This is a genomic window from Rhodoferax sp. (genome assembly GCF_028714215.1).
Lineage (GTDB): Bacteria > Pseudomonadota > Gammaproteobacteria > Burkholderiales > Burkholderiaceae_C > Rhodoferax.
The window spans coordinates 198663-215948 of record NZ_JAQTMS010000001.1 but is presented as its reverse complement, the minus strand read 5'-3'; the positions used below and the strand labels follow the sequence as shown (position 1 = coordinate 215948).

25 protein-coding genes are annotated in these 17286 nt (G+C 60.4%); 10 read left to right on the top strand and 15 right to left on the bottom strand.

What is annotated here, in order from left to right; all coding sequences use genetic code 11:
• Nucleotides 1-149: 149 nt before the first annotated feature.
• Nucleotides 150-740 carry a TetR/AcrR family transcriptional regulator gene (locus tag PHS32_RS00985; protein WP_301076881.1) on the bottom strand — a complete coding sequence of 197 codons (591 nt, stop codon included), beginning with the start codon at nucleotides 738-740 and terminating at the stop codon, nucleotides 150-152.
• 408 nt (nucleotides 741-1148) lie between these two features.
• Here PHS32_RS00985 and PHS32_RS00980 point away from each other — a divergent pair, with 408 nt between their 5' ends.
• On the top strand, nucleotides 1149-1544 hold the full coding sequence (locus tag PHS32_RS00980) for a glyoxalase/bleomycin resistance/extradiol dioxygenase family protein (protein WP_301076880.1): 396 nt from the start codon (nucleotides 1149-1151) through the stop codon (nucleotides 1542-1544).
• A gap of 39 nt (nucleotides 1545-1583) precedes the next feature.
• Here PHS32_RS00980 and PHS32_RS00975 read toward each other — a convergent pair whose 3' ends face one another.
• From PHS32_RS00975 to grxC, 5 genes are all read right to left on the bottom strand, one after another.
• Complete coding sequence (locus tag PHS32_RS00975; protein WP_301076879.1) at nucleotides 1584-2111, bottom strand: DoxX family protein; 528 nt, start codon at nucleotides 2109-2111, stop codon at nucleotides 1584-1586.
• Entirely contained in the window at nucleotides 2108-2881 is a 774-nt protein-coding gene (locus tag PHS32_RS00970; RefSeq protein ID WP_301076878.1) for a DNA-binding domain-containing protein, read from the bottom strand. Before PHS32_RS00970 ends, PHS32_RS00975 begins: the two co-directional genes overlap by 4 nt.
• Complete coding sequence (locus PHS32_RS00965) at nucleotides 2878-3804, bottom strand: DUF692 domain-containing protein (protein WP_301076877.1); 927 nt, start codon at nucleotides 3802-3804, stop codon at nucleotides 2878-2880. Before PHS32_RS00965 ends, PHS32_RS00970 begins: the two co-directional genes overlap by 4 nt.
• 30 nt (nucleotides 3805-3834) lie before the next feature.
• A complete protein-coding gene (locus tag PHS32_RS00960) occupies nucleotides 3835-4149 on the bottom strand; it encodes a DUF2282 domain-containing protein (RefSeq protein ID WP_301076876.1) in 315 nt (104 codons plus the stop codon).
• Between the two features lie 139 nt (nucleotides 4150-4288).
• Nucleotides 4289-4546 (bottom strand): glutaredoxin 3, encoded by a 258-nt coding sequence (grxC, locus tag PHS32_RS00955; RefSeq protein WP_301076875.1) that lies wholly within the window; start codon nucleotides 4544-4546, stop codon nucleotides 4289-4291.
• A gap of 112 nt (nucleotides 4547-4658) precedes the next feature.
• Here grxC and PHS32_RS00950 point away from each other — a divergent pair, with 112 nt between their 5' ends.
• The 5 genes from PHS32_RS00950 to egtB all read left to right on the top strand — a co-directional run bounded on the left by PHS32_RS00950 (nucleotide 4659) and on the right by egtB (nucleotide 9264).
• On the top strand, nucleotides 4659-5510 hold the full coding sequence (locus PHS32_RS00950; RefSeq protein ID WP_301076874.1) for an AraC family transcriptional regulator: 852 nt from the start codon (nucleotides 4659-4661) through the stop codon (nucleotides 5508-5510).
• A 101-nt stretch (nucleotides 5511-5611) separates the two neighbouring features.
• Nucleotides 5612-6181 carry a carboxymuconolactone decarboxylase family protein gene (locus tag PHS32_RS00945; RefSeq protein WP_301076873.1) on the top strand — a complete coding sequence of 190 codons (570 nt, stop codon included), beginning with the start codon at nucleotides 5612-5614 and terminating at the stop codon, nucleotides 6179-6181.
• 102 nt (nucleotides 6182-6283) lie between these two features.
• Entirely contained in the window at nucleotides 6284-7045 is a 762-nt protein-coding gene (locus PHS32_RS00940; RefSeq protein ID WP_301076872.1) for an alpha/beta hydrolase, read from the top strand.
• Nucleotides 7046-7139: 94 nt separating this feature from the next.
• Nucleotides 7140-8066, top strand: a complete 927-nt coding sequence (gene egtD, locus PHS32_RS00935; RefSeq protein ID WP_301076871.1) for an L-histidine N(alpha)-methyltransferase — start codon at nucleotides 7140-7142, stop codon at nucleotides 8064-8066.
• Between the two features lie 25 nt (nucleotides 8067-8091).
• The gene (gene egtB, locus PHS32_RS00930) at nucleotides 8092-9264 is read left to right on the top strand and encodes an ergothioneine biosynthesis protein EgtB (RefSeq protein ID WP_301076870.1); all 1173 of its coding nucleotides are present in this window, start codon (nucleotides 8092-8094) and stop codon (nucleotides 9262-9264) included.
• Between the two features lie 274 nt (nucleotides 9265-9538).
• On the opposite strand, the gene gloA is transcribed toward egtB, so the two are convergent.
• The 4 genes from gloA to PHS32_RS00910 form a co-directional block, all read right to left on the bottom strand.
• Nucleotides 9539-10000, bottom strand: coding sequence for a lactoylglutathione lyase (gene gloA, locus PHS32_RS00925; RefSeq protein ID WP_301076869.1), 462 nt, complete (start codon nucleotides 9998-10000; stop codon nucleotides 9539-9541).
• On the bottom strand, nucleotides 9997-10530 hold the full coding sequence (locus PHS32_RS00920; protein ID WP_301076868.1) for a DUF1993 family protein: 534 nt from the start codon (nucleotides 10528-10530) through the stop codon (nucleotides 9997-9999). The genes gloA and PHS32_RS00920 overlap by 4 nt, the downstream gene beginning before the upstream one ends.
• A 258-nt stretch (nucleotides 10531-10788) precedes the next feature.
• Nucleotides 10789-11244: a hypothetical protein gene (locus PHS32_RS00915; RefSeq protein ID WP_301076867.1), complete on the bottom strand. Its 456-nt coding sequence runs from the start codon at nucleotides 11242-11244 to the stop codon at nucleotides 10789-10791.
• A gap of 118 nt (nucleotides 11245-11362) precedes the next feature.
• Entirely contained in the window at nucleotides 11363-11779 is a 417-nt protein-coding gene (locus PHS32_RS00910) for a 4-oxalocrotonate tautomerase (protein WP_301076866.1), read from the bottom strand.
• 143 nt (nucleotides 11780-11922) lie between these two features.
• On the opposite strand from PHS32_RS00910, the gene PHS32_RS00905 reads away from it, so the two are divergent.
• Together PHS32_RS00905 and PHS32_RS00900 are read left to right on the top strand one after the other, a co-directional pair.
• A complete protein-coding gene (locus PHS32_RS00905) occupies nucleotides 11923-12525 on the top strand; it encodes a TetR/AcrR family transcriptional regulator (protein WP_301076865.1) in 603 nt (200 codons plus the stop codon).
• Nucleotides 12526-12659: 134 nt separating this feature from the next.
• The gene (locus PHS32_RS00900) at nucleotides 12660-13112 is read left to right on the top strand and encodes a YiiD C-terminal domain-containing protein (protein ID WP_301076864.1); all 453 of its coding nucleotides are present in this window, start codon (nucleotides 12660-12662) and stop codon (nucleotides 13110-13112) included.
• A 116-nt stretch (nucleotides 13113-13228) separates the two neighbouring features.
• Here PHS32_RS00900 and PHS32_RS00895 read toward each other — a convergent pair whose 3' ends face one another.
• The 5 genes from PHS32_RS00895 to PHS32_RS00875 all read right to left on the bottom strand — a co-directional run bounded on the left by PHS32_RS00895 (nucleotide 13229) and on the right by PHS32_RS00875 (nucleotide 15457).
• Nucleotides 13229-13525, bottom strand: a complete 297-nt coding sequence (locus PHS32_RS00895) for a DUF427 domain-containing protein (protein WP_366143452.1) — start codon at nucleotides 13523-13525, stop codon at nucleotides 13229-13231.
• 30 nt (nucleotides 13526-13555) lie between these two features.
• Complete coding sequence (locus PHS32_RS00890; RefSeq protein WP_301076863.1) at nucleotides 13556-13771, bottom strand: zf-HC2 domain-containing protein; 216 nt, start codon at nucleotides 13769-13771, stop codon at nucleotides 13556-13558.
• The gene (locus PHS32_RS00885; RefSeq protein ID WP_301076862.1) at nucleotides 13768-14421 is read right to left on the bottom strand and encodes a sigma-70 family RNA polymerase sigma factor; all 654 of its coding nucleotides are present in this window, start codon (nucleotides 14419-14421) and stop codon (nucleotides 13768-13770) included. Before PHS32_RS00885 ends, PHS32_RS00890 begins: the two co-directional genes overlap by 4 nt.
• Before the next feature lie 114 nt (nucleotides 14422-14535).
• Complete coding sequence (locus PHS32_RS00880; RefSeq protein ID WP_301076861.1) at nucleotides 14536-14850, bottom strand: DUF4148 domain-containing protein; 315 nt, start codon at nucleotides 14848-14850, stop codon at nucleotides 14536-14538.
• A gap of 115 nt (nucleotides 14851-14965) precedes the next feature.
• On the bottom strand, nucleotides 14966-15457 hold the full coding sequence (locus tag PHS32_RS00875) for an SRPBCC family protein (RefSeq protein ID WP_301076860.1): 492 nt from the start codon (nucleotides 15455-15457) through the stop codon (nucleotides 14966-14968).
• Between the two features lie 118 nt (nucleotides 15458-15575).
• Here PHS32_RS00875 and PHS32_RS00870 point away from each other — a divergent pair, with 118 nt between their 5' ends.
• Both PHS32_RS00870 and PHS32_RS00865 read left to right on the top strand, forming a co-directional pair.
• Nucleotides 15576-16478, top strand: coding sequence for a LysR family transcriptional regulator (locus PHS32_RS00870; protein WP_301076859.1), 903 nt, complete (start codon nucleotides 15576-15578; stop codon nucleotides 16476-16478).
• Between the two features lie 82 nt (nucleotides 16479-16560).
• The gene (locus tag PHS32_RS00865; RefSeq protein WP_301076858.1) at nucleotides 16561-17256 is read left to right on the top strand and encodes a haloacid dehalogenase type II; all 696 of its coding nucleotides are present in this window, start codon (nucleotides 16561-16563) and stop codon (nucleotides 17254-17256) included.
• The last annotated feature ends 30 nt before the right edge of the window (nucleotides 17257-17286 follow it).

Below are 17286 nucleotides of genomic sequence, written 5' to 3'. Positions count from 1 at the left end.
GGCTGTGGAGATAAACGGCCACCGAAACGGTGGCACCAAGGGTTGGGGCCGCGTTAGCGACCCCGTTTTGCCGCTTTGAGCGGCTCACAATTTGAAAGCCCCCGGCTTTGCCGGGGGATGGTTACTAATTCAAAAAAAAGGCGGCGCTCTCAGTTGCACCATGTGCCATGCAAATTCAACAACTGTGTGCGAACCGATTCGAGCAGCATGGAGCTGAGCTTTGGGTCGCTGATAGCGCGTGCCACCAGGACGCCGCCGGCCATGCCGGAAATCAGCGCCATGGCCCGTGTCAATCGGGTCTTTTCGTCATTCCCCGGCATGTACCTGGCCATTTTTCCCACGTTCGCCCTCAGCGACTTGGTGAAGGCTTTTCGCACCGGGTCGGGTTGCCCGGCGATCTCCGCCGCCAGCGCCGGCAGCACGCAGCCCTGGCCTGGCTCGTCGCGGTGTTCGGGACTCAGGTAATAGTCCAGCATCGCAGCAACTTCAGCGCCGGGCGGGGCACCATCCGCCGCGTCCATCAGCTGCTGAAAGCTTTGTTCCGCGGCACAGACCGCCGCCTCTTCCACCAGCGCGTCACGATCCTTGAAATGGGCATAGAAACCGCCGTGCGTCAGACCCACCTGCGCCATCAGATTGGCGATGCCAATCCCCTGCAAGCCCTTGCTGCGAAATTCCCGCGCGGCCAGTTCCACGATCTGCTGATGTGTCTGTGCTTTCTGCTCGGCGGGATAGCGCATGGCGAGTGTCGATATTGTTTTATATGACCGTCATCATACAACAAATTCCTGATCAATCAACTGTGGTGACTTGAACGGTCATGAATTTGGTTGGCGCGCTACTTGATCGCACTCATGCATTCTTCTCGAAATGATGACATGCCAGAGCCCGTTCAGTGATTCGGGTGGATCAGGCTGCTGGGGCACTCAGCTCCGCGGCTGTCCCCCGACCTTCGGTCTCCTCCTTTATGCCGCTGCGCTGAGCGCCCCACCAACCTGATCTTTCAAGCAGGGTTGGTGTGCTACCAACGCAAACCACCGACCCCCACACGCCTGCGCCTTGGTTCCTGACTTGCGAAAGCAATCTGCATCAGGCAGACTTGGCTGGAACGGTGTCCTGAATTTCGGATCTCACCAGGAACATCCATCATGCAATTGTCAAACTATCTTTTCTTCACCACCAGTTGCGAGCCGGCGCTGGCGTTCTATACCCAGTGCGGCCTTGGCAAAGTCGTTGAGGCGCTGCGCTACGGCGTTGGCGGCATGCCGGTAAAAAGCGAGGCACTGCGCGGCAAGATCATGCACGCCAGGTTCGAAGGGCCGGGCGTGCTCTTTTATGCCTCGGATAACGATGATGCCGAACCGATGCGGGGCTCGGCGCACATCCTGATGCTGCGGGAGCGGGAACGCACGGCGCAGCTTTTCGGCTTGCTGGCCGAGGGTGGCAAGGTCACGACACCGCTGGGCATTCAGCCTTGGGGCGACTACTACGGCAAGCTGACCGACCGCTTTGGCGTGCAGTGGATGTTGAATTGTTCGGCCTGAATCGCTGACTCGCGCGTCGGCGCGGGCCGTGGCGTCGGCTCAGCGATAGCGTTGCGCGATCCAGTGGTCCAGCGACAGTTTGCCGGGACCCTGCGCCAACAGGTACAGGAGCACGGCGGCCCAGGTGCCGTGGGTGGGGTAGGCATCCGGATAGACGAAGAGCTGGATGGTGAGCGTCATGCCCAGCAAGGCCAGGGCGGACAGGCGGGTGGCCAGCCCCAGCAAAAGCATGACGGGGAAAAAGTGTTCCGCGAGAGCTGCCATCGGCGCCGCGATTTCAGGGGCGATGAAGGGCAGGTGGTATTCCTCCTTGAACAGTCCAACTACCGAATCCGACAGGCGCGGCCAGCCGACGGTGAACTCCCTATTCACGATGTCGAACGCGAAGCCCTGGATCTTGGTTTCGCCGGACTTCCAGAACACCGCGGCAATCGAGAAGCGGGCCAGCAGCGCGACCAGGGAATGAGGGATGTGCTGGCAGATGACGATAAAGCGACGCAGCAGAGCGGGTGCCGATAGCGTCTGGCTGGTGGCAAGTGCCGGCAGTTGATTGGTTTTTGCCATCATGGTGTTGTGTCTCCGGGAGTGAGGCGGGTGATGAGCTGCCAGCGGATCAGCAAGGCCAGCGCGTCGGCCAGATCGAACGCCTGATCTGCGTCGCTGGCGGCTTGCGCTGCCATGAGCAGCGCTTGGCCCTGTTGCAGAGCTTTGACAAACTGTCCGGCCCCGGCGCCAATTTCAAGTACTTGCACGTCCAGTCCGTTCCTGAAAACCAGTGCCGTCTGTGCCAGCGCAGGATCGACCGCGGAAATGGACAAGGCACCCTGGTGCGCCGCCCACAGCGAAAAAATGGCGAACGCCGATTCGATTACCTGCACTGAAGGGTGCAGGCTCAGCCGCAAGGACATGAGTTGTTGCGGGTCGGCCAGCGCGGCCGGCAGGGCTTCAGGCTCCAAAGGCGGCACATCGGCGGCGTGGTAAGCCTGCACCCAGGCCATTTCCAGGCGCGCCACGTCGGCCAGATAAGGCAGCGAGGCGGCCGGGGCGAAGGAGGCTACAAAGTCCGGGAACGCTTCGCCGTAATACGCCATCAGGCGCGAGCGCGGCGGCTGGGCGCGAACAAAAACCCCGGCCATGGCGCGGAAAAATTCCTCGCCCACCAGTTCCTGCAGCACCGGAAAAGTATCGGCCAGCGCGTCTATCAAGGACACCACCACATTGTTGCGGTAGACCGCGAAGCGGGTCTCGGGGTCGGAGCCGTTCCAGGTCTTCAGGCCGCTGGGGCAGGCCAGTCGGGGATCGAACAAGGCCTGGACAAAGGCGGTCTGGCCCATCATGCGGCAAGCTCCACCCGGTCAGCCACGGGCTCATGCGCGGCGCCGCTTGGCAGGGCACGCAACTGCCGCTCGGCCAGTTGGGCCTCGGCGAACAGCACGGGCCAAGGCGGCACGTCGTTGTCGCGTTCGATCAAGGTGGCCACGGCGCCGGTCAGGTTCAGTGTGAAGGCATACAAGTCCCATACCGCCTGGGCCACCGGCGAGCCATGGCTGTCGATCAACAAGTCATCGCCCAGGCTGTCCTGCTGGCGAGCAAAGCCCGCCAGATGTATTTCGCCGACCTCGGACAGGGGCAGGGACCGGATGTAGGCCCGTGCGTCGCGCCGGTGGTTGACGCTGCAAACGTAGACGTTGTTCACGTCCAGCAGCAGGCCACAGCCGGTGCGGCGCACCACCTCGCTGAGAAACGTCGCCTCGTCCATGATTGATTCGGCAAACTCGACGTAGGTGGCGGGGTTCTCCAGCAGCATGCGGCGTTTCAGGTGCGACTGCACCTGGTCGATGTGCTCGCAGACGCGCTGCAAGGTGGCGGCGGTGTAGGGCAGCGGCAGCAAATCGTTCAAAAAAACATCGCTGTGGGTGGACCAGGCCAGATGTTCGGAAAAGGATTGCGGCTGGTAGCGCTGCAGCAAAGCGGCCAGCGCATCCAGATGGCTGCGGCTCAGCGGCGCATCGGCGCCGATGGACAGCGCCACGCCATGGATCGAGAGCGGATAGCGCTCGCGGATGCGGCCCAGGTAATGGTGGAAGGGACCGCCCGCCACCATGTAGTTCTCGGCGTGGACTTCGAAGAAACCGATGTCGGGTTGGGTTTCCAGAATCTCCCGGAAATGTTCCGGCTTCAGGCCCACGCCGGAGCGCTTGGGCAATGCGTGGGCGGGAGCACCCGGCTGCGGCGACAGCAAGTTAAATGGGTCTGGCATGTCAGGTGCTCCGCTTTTGCGCTGGAAGAATCAGGCCTTGACTTCCTTGAACTCCGTCATCTGGCCAAAGCCCGTGGGCGAGGTCTTGGACACGGTCTTTTCGCAACTGCCCTTGGGCACCATGGACCAGGCATTGCCTTGGTAGTCGATCTTGGAAGTTCCGGCGCACGTGGTCCCGGCACCCGCCTTGCAATCGTTTTTGCCTTTGAGCGCGACGCCGAAACATTTGTCCTTGTCGGGCATCTGGGCTGCCGCCGGCGTGGCGGCAATGGTCAGGGCGGCGCTCATGGCCAAGGCCAGGGCGGCGGCGGATGCGTAGCGGGCAGTGGTAGTCTGGTTTTTCATTTCATAGTCCTTTGAGAGTTTGACAAGTGGTGTGAAAGGCAGCAAGGAACACCCTCTGGTGCGCCCTGCTATCAGGTAGTCGGGGACTGCGCCACTTTCTTACACTTGCGTTGGCAGATTTCTTCCGGCATGGAAGTCTTCAGTCGCGCAACAACTCGTCCAGGCGCCCCGAGCGGTCCAGTGCCGCCAGATCGTCAAAACCGCCGACATGGAAATCTCCAATGTAGATTTGCGGCACGGTGCGGCGCCCGGTCCTGGCAATCATGGCTTCCAGTTGCCCCGGCTCCGAGTCGACGCGAATCTTGCGTAAGTGGCTGACCCCCTTGCGCTTGAGCAGGTATTCCGCGCTCTGGCAATAGCCGCAGCCTTGCGAGCTGTACAGGGTGATGTTGGGCATCGTTTTCTCCAATCGATCAATTGACTTGCTTGAGGCTCAAACTTTAGGACGCAACGGAGTGCGAAAAGTGTTTCAAAGTATTATTCGAACGACCAAACGTATTGATTGAGCGATGGACACACTGACAAGCCTGCTGGCTCACTTCTCGCTGCACGCCGGCGTGTTCTATACCGGCAACATCTGCGGCGTTCACGATTACGCCGCCGACAGCCAGCGCGGACACATCCATCTGGTCAAGCGCGGACCGGTGCAAGTGATAGGGGAGCGCCACGGCGTGATCGACATCATGGAGCCCAGCCTGTTGTTTCTGCCGCGCCCGGACCGGCACCGCCTGATCACCGACGAGCGGACCGGCGCCGATGTGGTCTGCGCCACGGTCCGCTTCGGCGGCGGCGGCAGCAATCCCATCACCGATTCGCTGCCCGGCGTGGTGCTGATCAAACTGACCGAGCTGGCGAAAGTGCAGGAATTGCTGGACCTGATGTTCGACGAGGCCTTCGCCGATCAATGTGGCCGCCAAGCGGTGCTGGACCGCTTGTGCGAGGTGCTGATGATTCGCCTGCTGCGCTATTGCATGGCGCACGGCTTGACGCAGGGTGGCACCCTGGCCGGGCTGGCCGACCTGCGCCTGGCGAAGGCGCTGACCGCTATCCACAAGGACCCGGCACGCGAGCGCGACCTGGCCGGCATGGCGGCTTTGGCGGGCATGTCGCGCGCGCGTTTTGCCGTCCGGTTTCGCGAGGTCACCGGCGAAACCCCGGCCGACTATGTGGCTTCGTGGCGCATCATGACGGCGCAGCATCTGTTGCAGCGGGGCCGGCCATTGAAGCATGTCGCCGACGACGTCGGCTATGGCAGCGCCAGCGCCCTGACGCGGGCTTTTGCCAGAAAACTGGGCTGCTCGCCAACGGCATGGCTGAAGGCGCGGCAGGACGCCGGGACAACAAAGCGAGACGCACGGTAGACACGGCAAGGCGTTAGCTTTCTAGCATCGGGTTGTGTCGGTTGCCTGACCGGAAAAGGCCGCTGACATTTTTTTCAAACCCTCATTCAAGAAAGCTTCCCATGTCTGCCCAAGCCATTCTCCACACCTTGCGTCCGATCGCTCCCGTCACGGCCGAGGGCGCGCAAAAAGAGATTCTCGACCGCGCCGTCAAGCAAGTCGGATTCCTGCCCAATATGTACGCCAACATGGCCAATACGCCGGCCGTGCTGGACACCTACCTGCATGGTTATGCCTTGTTCCGCTCCGAGTCCGGCCTGAAGCCGTCGGAACAGGAAGTGGTGTTCCTGGCCGTCAGCCAGGTCAACGGCTGCAACTACTGCACGGCGGCGCACAGCATGATGGCCGACAAGAAGTCGGGCGTGCCGGCCGATGTGTTGCAGGCGATCCGCAGCCGTCAGCCGATTCCGTGCGCCCGGCTCTCCGCCCTGTACACCTTGACGACGGAGATGGTGAGCACGCAAGGACGCCCCAGCGCCGCCACCGTGCAGGGGTTTCTGGCCGCCGGATTCCAGGAAAAAGACGTGCTCTACATCGTGCTGGCCATCGCCGTGAAGACCCTGAGCAACTACACCAACCATCTGCTGGCCACGCCGGTGGACGCCGTGTTCTCGGCCTACAAGGTCGACTGAGCAGGGCGGCTGCCGATCCGGCGCCGGACCCTCATCACCACTGTTAAATCTCCGCCCGCACTCTGGCGGGCGGCGCCCTATTTTTACAAGAGGAGAATCAAAATGACTATTGGATGCCACGTTTCGGGTTATGGTCCTGTGCGCTTGCTTGTTCTGCACGGCTGGCTCAGCGACAAAGGGGTTTACGACGTTGTCGCGCCCTGGTTCGAGCAGGCTCGCTACAGCATCGCCCAGATGGACTTTCGCGGCTATGGGCGCTCGCGCAATCTTCACGGAAATTACGAAATCGATGAAATTGCGGACGATGCCCTGGCACTCGCCAGCGAGCTGGGCTGGCCTGAGTTCCACGTTCTGGGTCATTCGATGGGCGGCATGGTGCTGCAAAAAATGGCCTTGAAAGCGCCGGCCAGGGTGTTGTCGGGCATCGCCGCGGCACCGGTTGCGGCTTCGGGCTTTCCGATGGACGAAGGGACGCGCGCATTTTTTCAGTCCGCGGCCGACGACGACGCGGCCTTGACCGAAATATTCAACATCCTGACCGGCAAGCGTCACGCCGAGAGCTTTCTGCAAGGCTTGACTCAAGCGGCCAGGCGCGCCACCACGCGCGCTGCCTTCCTGGGCTATCTGGACGCCTGGACGCGGACCAATTTTGCGGCGGAAGTCGGCGCTCTGGCGACGCCAGTGTTGGTCATCGCGGGCGCGCACGATGGCGCGCTGGGGCCCGGCGCCATGCGGGAAAGCTATCTGAAACAACTCAAAAATGTCCAGATGAAAGTCGTCGAGGGCGCCGGACACTACCCGATGCTGGAGACTCCGGCCGAGTTCTTCGACCTGGTGGACGGCTATCTGGCGCCAAGGAGTTGAAGCGCATTCGGCGGCGACAACGACGATGGCAAGGTCATTGTGGCGGGTCATGCAAACGCCACAATACCGGCCCACAATGCATGCCGGAGACGACATGAGCAAGACTTCCCTGCCCACAAAACTGGAAATTGTCGAAGGCCTGATGCAAACGCCGCCGGCTATTTCGCCCAAGTATTTCTACGATGCCAGGGGCTCGGCCTTGTTCGAACAGATCACCCGTCTGACCGAGTATTACCCGACCCGCATCGAGCGGGAAATCATGGCCACCCACGCGGCGGCCATCGCCGCGAACGTGGGCACCGGTTGCACGCTGATCGAACCGGGTGCCGGAAATTGCGAGAAAGCCAAAATTCTTTGTGAACTGATTGCGCCGGCCTGTTTCGTCGCTGTCGATATTTCCGAAGAATTTCTGCACCAGTCTGTGAAGGAACTGCGCTTAGCCCTGCCCACCATCGATATCCGCGCGGTGGCCGGCGATCTGAACCGGGAGATTGCGCTGCCGGCGGACCTGCCGCGGCAGCAGCGGCTGCTGTACTACCCCGGCTCGTCGATCGGCAATTTCGATCCGGCGCAGGCCTTGGCGCTGCTGTCGCGCATGCGCGGCCTGCTGGACGACGATGGCGCCCTGCTGATCGGTGTCGACCTGCTGAAGGATCTGGCGGTGCTGGACGCCGCCTACAACGACGCCGCCGGCGTGACGGCGGCCTTCAACCTCAATCTGTTGCAGCATGTGAATCAATTGACAGGCAGCGACTTTGACGTGGCGCAGTGGCGGCACCTGGCTTTCTTCAACAGCACCGAATCCCGCATCGAGATGCATCTGGTGGCCGCCACCGACACCCTGGTGCGCTGGCCTGGCGGCGGCCGCAGCTTTGTGCGGGGCGAACGCATCCATACGGAAAACAGCTACAAATACCGGGTCGAGGATTTCGTTGCACTGCTGAGTCGCGCGGGATTTCCCCGGACCCAGGTCTGGACCGATGAGCGGGGCTGGTTTGCCGTCATGCTGGCCCGTCCCTGAAACCAGTCGTCGAGAAGCACACACCATGAACCCGTCCGCACTCGCTGAAACCTACCACGGAGTGCGCCAACGCACCCTGGCACTGGCATCCCCCCTGTCGGCCGAGGACTGTTGCGTGCAGTCCATGCCCGATGCCAGCCCGACCAAATGGCATCTGGGACACACGACCTGGTTTTTTGAGACCTTTGTGCTGGAACGCTGGGAGCCGGATTTCAAACCCTTCGATCCGGCGTTTCGCGTGCTGTTCAACTCCTATTACAACGCGGTGGGTGACAAGCACCCGCGTCCGCAGCGCGGACTGCTGACGCGCCCCGGTCTGGAGCGGGTGCTGGCTTACCGCGCCGATGTCGACCGGCGCATGCAGGCTCTGCTTGCCGCGCCGGACGGTGCGCTGACCGTGCTGCTGCAACTCGGGCTACAGCACGAACAACAACACCAGGAACTGCTGCTGACCGACATCCAACACCTGTTTTCACGCAACCCGCTGGCTCCCGCGTATGGCGAGGAATTGCCGAGCAGCGGTACGCCACCGGAATTGGGTTGGCACGTATTTGCCGGTGGCGTGACTGAAATCGGCCACACCGGGGAAGGTTTTTGTTTTGACAACGAAACCCCGCGCCACCGGGTGTTCCTGCAGCCCTATCAATTGGCGTCCCGCCTCGTCACGAATGGCGACTACGCGGCTTTCATTGCGGCCGGCGGCTATGCCGATCCGGTGTTCTGGCTGGCCGAAGGCTGGGACTGGCGCGTGTCGCAGGGACGGACCCATCCGCTGTACTGGCGCGAGTCGAACGGTGCCTGGCAGGAGTTCACGCTGGCCGGCCTGGTCGCGCTCAATCCGCATCTGCCGCTGAAGCATGTTTCCTACTACGAGGCCGATGCCTACGCGCGTTGGGCCGATGCCCGGTTGCCCACCGAGGCCGAGTGGGAGCATGCGGCTGGCAACGCAGAAGGACTGAGCCAACTGTTCACCGAGGCCTGGCAATGGACCTCGTCCAGCTACGCGCCGTATCCCGGTTTTCGGGCCGGCGCCGGTGCCGTCGGCGAATACAACGGCAAGTTCATGGTCAACCAGTACGTGCTGCGCGGCGGCTCCCGGGCGACACCGGCGGGACATTCCCGGCCTACGTACCGCAACTTTTTTCCAGCCGCTGCCTGCTGGCAGTTTTCCGGCATCCGGTTGGCGCGGGATGTCTAGCTGGTCGCTTGTCCAAAGTGGTGCCCGGAGCCCGCGCAAACTTGCGCAGATGCACGCGATCACTTCAGCATTGGCAACTTCACGTGTCACGATCAGATGGCTCTGGGTGGCTACCGCTGTCTTCATGTTGTAGCCGACCATCACAGCTCCCTCCACGCCGCTCGCAGTCATCGCTCGTGCATCAGGGTCAGTCTGAGATGGCTGACGATTTGGCTGAGACTGCACCGCTAGCCACCTCCCATTGTTATCTCCCGGATATTCATTGCATATTCCTTCAAACGTCTTGATCTTCTGCTGACGACCGCACTTGGATCAACTCGATTCGATAGCCATCAGGGTCTTCAATAAACGCGATGACCTCGCTGTCGCTTCGATCAGGTGAGCTTGCAGTCATGGGGCCGGGAGCACGCAACACCTTCACGCCTGCAGCCTCAAGCCATGCACAGATTGACTGAATATCGGTCACCGCGAGCGCAACGTGACCGAAGGCCGCTCCATGCGTGTAGGTGTCCGTGCCCCAGTTGTGCGTCAACTCGATGACTGCGCCGCTGCGCTCGTCGCCATACCCGACAAATGCCAAGGTATAGCTGCCACTGGGGTAGCGCTCCTGGCGAAAGAGTTGCATGCCCAGGTTTTCTGTGTAGAACGCGATGGAGCGTTCAAGATTTCCTACACGCAGCATGGTGTGTAGTACTCGCTGGGGCGTGACGCCGCGAGCACGTAATGTCGCAGTCATCGTGCGGCGCTCCGCTCTAGTAGTTCGCCCAGGAAATCCGCTTTACCAAGCTCTACACCGTTGTGACGCAAGATTGCGTACGCTATCGTCATGTGAAACACCATGCTTGGAATGACGAAGCCTACGAGATACTCCCGTCCTTTGAACCTGAGCCGTTTACCACCAAATTTCAGCTCAATGTCTCGATCTTCGGAGCCATTGATGCTGGCGGCTTCTACCGACTGGATGAACGCATGGGTCTTTGCGATGCGTGTTCTGAGTTCGTCGAATGTTTTTTCGTTGTCTTCGAAGCGCGGTACGGCCACACCGGCCAATCTGGAGACAGCACCCTTGGCAAAATCGCAAGTGGACTGGACCTGACTGGTCATTGGGTACATGTCCGGGAAGAGCCGGGCTTCCAGCAGCGCGGCCGGCGTGATCTTGCGGCTGGTTGCGTGTGCCTCGGCTTTGTCTAGCACCCTTGAGAGCGTGGTGAGCATTTGCGTAAACATCGGCACGCTCGCACTGTGCATGGTGATTTGATTCGTCATTTGGTGTTCTCTTGAAAGTAGAGGAGCAAATTTGTTTATTTGCCCCAATTCGTAACGTCCGGCTTCACAGGATGCAGGTTTGCAAACCTGCTCAGGTTGCCACGCAATCTGGCGACAAACGCCGTCGTCGGAAGGCTTACTGCGTCGGTCAATGTCTTCAATCCAGACTCGGTGCCTTATTAGTTGATATTGCGGCTTTCTTTGCGTTGAAATGCAAACAGAGGGGAGCGGCAATGTCCTGCCGCTCGCCAAGCTGCGTTATTTGCAGATCTGTCCGCTGTAGCGGACGAGCGCCTCGCCCGTGGCCAAATTTATGGAGCCACGGCTGTTGAACGTCCCGCTATAACCCTTCAGACGCCCGTACGATTCGTTGACGGTGTATGCCAACTCGAGCAGGTAAGTGTCTTTTTTGCCAGGAATCTTCGTGAGTTCGGCGACGTCGCGAGTGCTAACGACTCCACCGTCGCCGGTTGAGAACGCGTGTTCCATTTCCAGCAGTAGTCCGGTGGCGGTCTCCTTTTGGCCTTTGACCGAGCCCCGAGCCGCGGCAAATGTCCCCAGCATTGGGGCCACCACATCGCTGCCTCCGTTGTAGAACTGTCCGAGTGCCACGCCACCGACCGGCAGACATTGCTTTTCCGTCACGCCCGCTTGGGCAGTCGTCGCTGCAAAAATGCTGGTCAAAGCGGCCAGTGCGCAGATATGTTTCTTCATTTTTAAACCTAGTGTTGTTTGATCTAATATGTGCGAGCAACCAATTTGCTCTGGTGTCCATCTGTTTCCCAACTGGTGCAGTCGGCCCCTAGCCGGAGCCACGCAATTGGCGGCCGATTCATCCCCTTGAGACTGCTTCGCCAATCGCCACATTGGTCAATGTGACCCCGTTGATGTTCCACGTACCGTCGACCGCATGAACTCCGTTTGTCCAAATGCGCTCCTTTGGCAACTTTCCGCCGGATAGGTCGTGAATAATTTGGGTGGCAGTGCCGAAGAAGCTGGCCTGAATCGTGTTGTCAGCGAGTGCAAACGATGGTGTCTTGGTTTCAATCCACGCGCCTTCAACTTCCTTGCCGCCAGAAAACGTCAACCCTTTGGGGATTAAATTCACGTGCGCCGTGATGTTGGGGGTCATGACTCTATTTCCTGACATCCCGTGATGCTCCAGAAATGACTCCGTGAGTCGGGCGATAGCGACTTTTTCCTGGCCCTTTGGCAAGACGCCTTCGGTGAGTGTGAGTGTCAATGGCATTTCAATATTCCTACATGTGAGAGTTAAGACTGACGTTGGCCGTCAAACACGATCATTTAGATAACGACCGTGATCCAAATGTAGATCACGGTCGTTATCTTGTCAAGTAGAATAGCAAATACATTGACTTGGAGGGGTTATTCATGCGCTACACATCAGACCAGAAGCAACAAACCGCGGCCAATATCCTCGCGGCAGCTGGGCGTGGCTTTCGGCTGGAAGGCTATGGTGGCGCGGGGGTGGACGGATTGGCACACGAAGCGGGCGTGACATCGGGGGCCTTTTACAAGCACTTTCCGTCGAAGGCGGCAGCGTTTGAGGCGGCGGTGGGTGCGGGCTTGAAGAGCTTTGAAAAATACTTGGTGCAAGCCATTGCCAATCCGGATAAAGACTGGTTGATTGCCTTGGTGGACTACTACTTTGGCAAAGAGCACGTTGCCAATCTTGCCGATGGCTGCGCGGTGCCGGGTCTGACCGGCGAAGTTATCCGCGGCAGCGAGCAGGTACGTGTGGTGTACCAGCAGGGTATTGAGGGGATCGTGTCCACCATCGCAAGCGGCTTGACGCATCTGGCTGAAAGTGAACGCAGGCCCCGTGCGTGGGCGGTGCTGGCCATGCTCAGCGGCGGCGTTCAGATGGCGAGAGCGGTGCAAGACAATGCGAAAGCTGATGAAATTGCCACGGCCATGCGTGAGACGGTACTGCGATTTGCGAAAGCTCCACGGGCCTTATCGAAGTCGCGATAAAGAGGTGCTCTCTCCGTGCGCGGCCATGAATGGGATTTCGGTCTTGACGGTCTGTTTTGGGAGTTTTCAATACAGGCTCTCAGTCATCTTTTCCCGACATCCGTTGCACTAAATTGGAAAGAAGGAAAATCGTCGTGACACCAACCGATCTAGAACAATACCTGCACGAACACATCCCGATGTCCAAGGCGATGCAAGTCTCGGTAACGGAGGTGCAGCCCGAACGTGTCTTGCTGAGCGCGCCCCTGGCTCCTAACATCAATCATCGAGACACTGTCTTTGGAGGGAGCGTCTCAGCTGTAGCAATCCTGGCGGCTTGGTCGCTTTTGCATACGCGCCTCAATAGGTCAGGTATCTCCAGTCGCCTCGTGATACAGCGCAACACCATGAAGTATGAACTTCCAATCGCAGGAACCTTCACCGCACGGTCATTTATCCCGGCCGCCGCGGCCTGGGAGACGTTCAGTCGCATGATTTTGCGCAAGGGGAGGGCCAGAATCACAGTTTCTGCGATTCTCGAATATGCCGGTCAATCCGTCGGTCACTTCGAAGGCGAGTTCGTTGCACTGAGTACCGCTGAGGTGTAAGTGTTTCAGTCCGTCGACCTGGCTACGCCGACGGGACATTCCCGGCCTACGTACCGCAACTTTTTTCCAGCCGCTGCCTGCTGGCAGTTTTCCGGCATCCGGTTGGCGCGGGATGTCTAGCTGGTCGCTGTCTCAAGCACCTGAACACCGCGCCAAAACCCCACGTAACCGGTAATGTTTGAAGCCGCTGGTTTGGTCGTGGGGTAATACCAGGCAGCATCCTTGTTGACTTGGCCGTTGACCACGATGTCGTAATAACTGGCAGTGCCTTTCCAGGGGCAAACGGTATGGGTCTCGCTGGCGCGGAAATACCGCATGTCCAGGGCATCCGGTGGAAAGTAGCGATTGCCTTCGACCGTTTCAAACTGCTCGGTCTGCGCAATCTGGGTGTTGTGCCAAATAGCCTTGATCATGGGGAACTCCTAAGGGTGGGTTGGACAGGTTCAAGGAGCAGCGTCATTGCCGGGTGAGGCATCTTCACCCTCCAACGGACTGCGCATCAGCAAACCGATTTGCGCAATTTGCTGTTCCACATTGCGGCAGTTGCCGCAGATGGAAAAGTGGAGCTTCAACCGGAGTTTGTCGAGTGTGCTCAAAGGCTCGTCTTGCGCCAGCGTGATGAGCTCGGCCGCCTTTTTGCAGGAACGCAGCAAGTTCATGCCACCACCTTGGCATCCAGCCAGTTATGTTGCATGCATTGGCGCAGGCCCATGCGGGCACGGTGCAAAATCATGCGGCAATTCTCGGCGCTCAGATTCAGCCGGCTGCAAATTTCGGCGGTCTCGAAACCCAGCCATTCGCGCATCATGAAGACGCGCCCCGTTTGCCTGGGCAGGCAATCCACGCATTGCTCCAGCACCGTGAACATCTGGCGTTGCTCCATGCGGTTTTCCGGTTGCTGCCAGCTTGGAATCTCTTGAACATAATGCCCCACCGCATCGTAAAGTGCCGCTACACCGTCGTTCAACTCGCCGTCGGATTCTTCTTCCGTCGCTTGCACAAAGCGCTTCCGGTTGGGCGATCGATACCAGTCGGCGATCTTGTTTTTCAGTATCGCCGTACCCCAGGTCGCCAAGCTGGCCTGCGCCCGGTGCTTGGCTTCCTGTTCGAACATGGCCAGCAAGGTCTCCTGCACCAGGTCTTCGGCCAGGCTGGCATCCGCCACGGCGACCCGCGCCTGTCGCATCAAGCGAAGGCGCAGCGCCGGTAACTGATTTTCAAGCGATGGCGTCTCGGACACTGCGCTGGCGTGAGTGGTTTGCTGGCCGGTTGCCGGCAACCGGCCGGCAAGCGGTACAAGGGATGACATTGAGTGAGCTCCAAAATCCAGGCGTCATGACGCAATGCGGATTGGTCGCCCGGGAGGGCGTAATCCTTACAGTGCGAGGACCCGTCCTCAGGATTTTTAAAGTGACACACCCAATCAGCTGCCTTCACCGAGGCGCGGCAAATGGCCATGGTCCCGAGCCGCAAAATACTCCGCACGCACCGCTTCACGCGTCGCTGCAGGGGGGCTGCTGGGCGTGGCCGGGCCGGCATAACGCTCACCGGTGTGCGGCAAGGTGCCATTTTTCTGCGCGGCAAAATACTCGGCGCGTACCGCTTCGCGCGTCAGGCTGCTGGGGGTGTCCGAAAACACAGGACCGGTATAACTCTCGCCGATCTCGCCGGCGAAACTGCTGCTGGCGCCCAGGGCGGCAGTAAGGAGTAGGCCGGCGGTGAACAAAGTTGATTTCATGAGGGTTCCTTCGAGAATGTTGTCAGGCTTGCAGCACTGCCCAATGCAATGCTGTCACGGGCTTAGTCGCAAATGGAAGGTCAAGCGTGACAAAAGATCCTGAAGACCGGCCACTTCAAGGGGTTATTGGGGCGAGTGCCTTCGCCTTGCGCGGGTGCGGCGTGCCGGTTTCCACATAGTGCTTGAGTTCTTCCAGCGACTGGCGCATCAGGCGCACCATCTGCATCTTCATCATGGGCGCCATCAGCATGCCCAGGATGCCCTTGGTCGTGATCTCGGCCGTCGACTGAACGCGGGTGGCGCCGCCTTCTGCCGTCAGCGTCCAGCGATTGACGCCGCGCTCGACGAAAAACGGGAAGCCTTCCGCCACTTCGTATTTCAGGGTGTGGCGCTTGGGATCGAAGTCCAGCAGCTTCTCCCGGATGCGGCCCATGCCCTTGATGTCGCAGGTGCGCGATTCGCAGACCTGGCCGGAAACCGCCCGGCCATGGCCATGCGTGTGGGTGAGCGCGCTGGCCCACAACTGGGCGTCGCCAAATTGATCGCCCACAATCGCCCAGACGGCGGCGACGGCTTGGTTGATGACGATTTCATTCTCGATTTTCATGTTCGTTTCCTGGTGTTGGCGAGCGGAGGACTCTGTTACTCAAGGCCGCAGTATCGGCCATGCCATTGCATTGCGGTAGTTGATAATCAATGGATGCTTAATCACTTGTGAGGTGACAATGAAAGTGCTCGACGACCTGGATGAACTGAAGACCTTTACGCTGGTGGTGGAACTGGGCAGCCTGTCGGCGGCGGCGCGCCTGATGCAGTTGACGACCAACGCGGTGAGCCGGCGCGTGATCCGGCTGGAGCACAACCTGGGCGTCAAGGTGCTGCGCCGCTCGACCCGTGCGGTGTCCGTGACGGCCGAGGGGCGAGTGCTGTATGCCCATGCGCGGCGCGCGCTGGAGGAACTCAAGGCGGCGGAAGACGCCATCAAGTCGGGGCTGGACAGCTTGCAGGGTTCCATCCGCGTGGCGCTGCCCGGTGGCGCCTGCAGCCCCGGCATTCTGGCCGGCCTGTCGGATTTTCTGGAGGCCAATCCCGACCTGCGCCTGGAGATGCTGGTGGTCAACACGCCGGTCGACCCGATCGGCGGCGGCTTCGACGTGGTGATTCATGTCGGAGCACCGAAAGACAGCCGCTTGACGGCGCGGCGCCTGCATTCGGTTTCCTGGGCCTTGGCCGCCGCGCCGCGCTACCTGGCGGCGCGGCGCAAACCCAGGACGCCGTCCGATCTGTCGGAACACGTGTGCCTGCGCATCGTCGCCAACCCGCCGCAAGACGAATGGCGCTTGATCGACGCCAAGGGCAATGTGGAGACGGTCCACGTTGCCGGCAACTTCGAGGCCGACGACAGCCGCGTGCTGGCCGATGCCACCTATGCCGGTCTGGGCATAGGCATACGCCCGGAAAAGGAATTGGCGGCGGCGGTGGCGGCGGGAACGCTGGTGCGCGTGCTGCCGCGCTACCGCTTTGCCAGCATGGAGGTTTATGCGCTGATGTCCAAGGGCACATCGCGGCTGGCGCGGGTAGCGACGTTCCTGGACTTCTTCGGCGAGCTGCTCAGGAGGGAAGCCTGAGCCCCGTGCTGGCGCCCCGTCGCGAACGTCGGTCGGAGGATCAGTGTAAATTCCGGCCATTCCGTCAAACAGGAGAATGACCATGAAGATCAGGGCACTCGCGTTCGATACCGGAGGCACCATCCTGGATTGGCACAGCGGCGTTTGCGGCGCTTTCCAGCGAGTCGGGCAACGCTACGCAATTTCACTCGATTGGCACGCCGTCACAAATGACTACCGGCGCCTGGCCATGCAAGGAATCGTCGGGCAACTCCAGCCGGCGTTCAACATGGACCATGTGCATCGCAGCGCTTTGGACGAAGTACTGGCCCGGCACGGGCTGAAGGAATTCGATGCGCAAGACCGGCAGCAAATTTTTCAGGCCTGGCACCAGCTTTCGGCCTGGCCGGATTTTCCGGCGGCACTGGCGCGCATCCGGCAAAAGCTTCCCGCTGTTTCCTTCACCATGCTGCCGCTGTCCTTGGTGCTGGATGTTTCCCGCAAGAACCACCTGGACTGGGATGCGGTGATCTCCTGCGAGATGATTGGCGTCTACAAACCGCACCCGCAAGCCTATTTGAAAACAGCGCAATGGCTGAACCTGGCGCCGTCGGAGATTCTGATGGTGGCTTGCCACAACTTCGATCTGAATGCCGCCCGTTCCTGCGGCTTCAGGACGGCCTTTGTCCGCCGGCCCAGCGAATGGGGGCCGCAAGGGCCGCCGGATCCGACGCCGCATGCGGACTGCGACCTGGTGGTCGACGGTTTTGCTGCCCTGACCGATGCCCTGGGCTTATGAGCCGGTGGACCCGGCTGGCGGCCTGTGTAA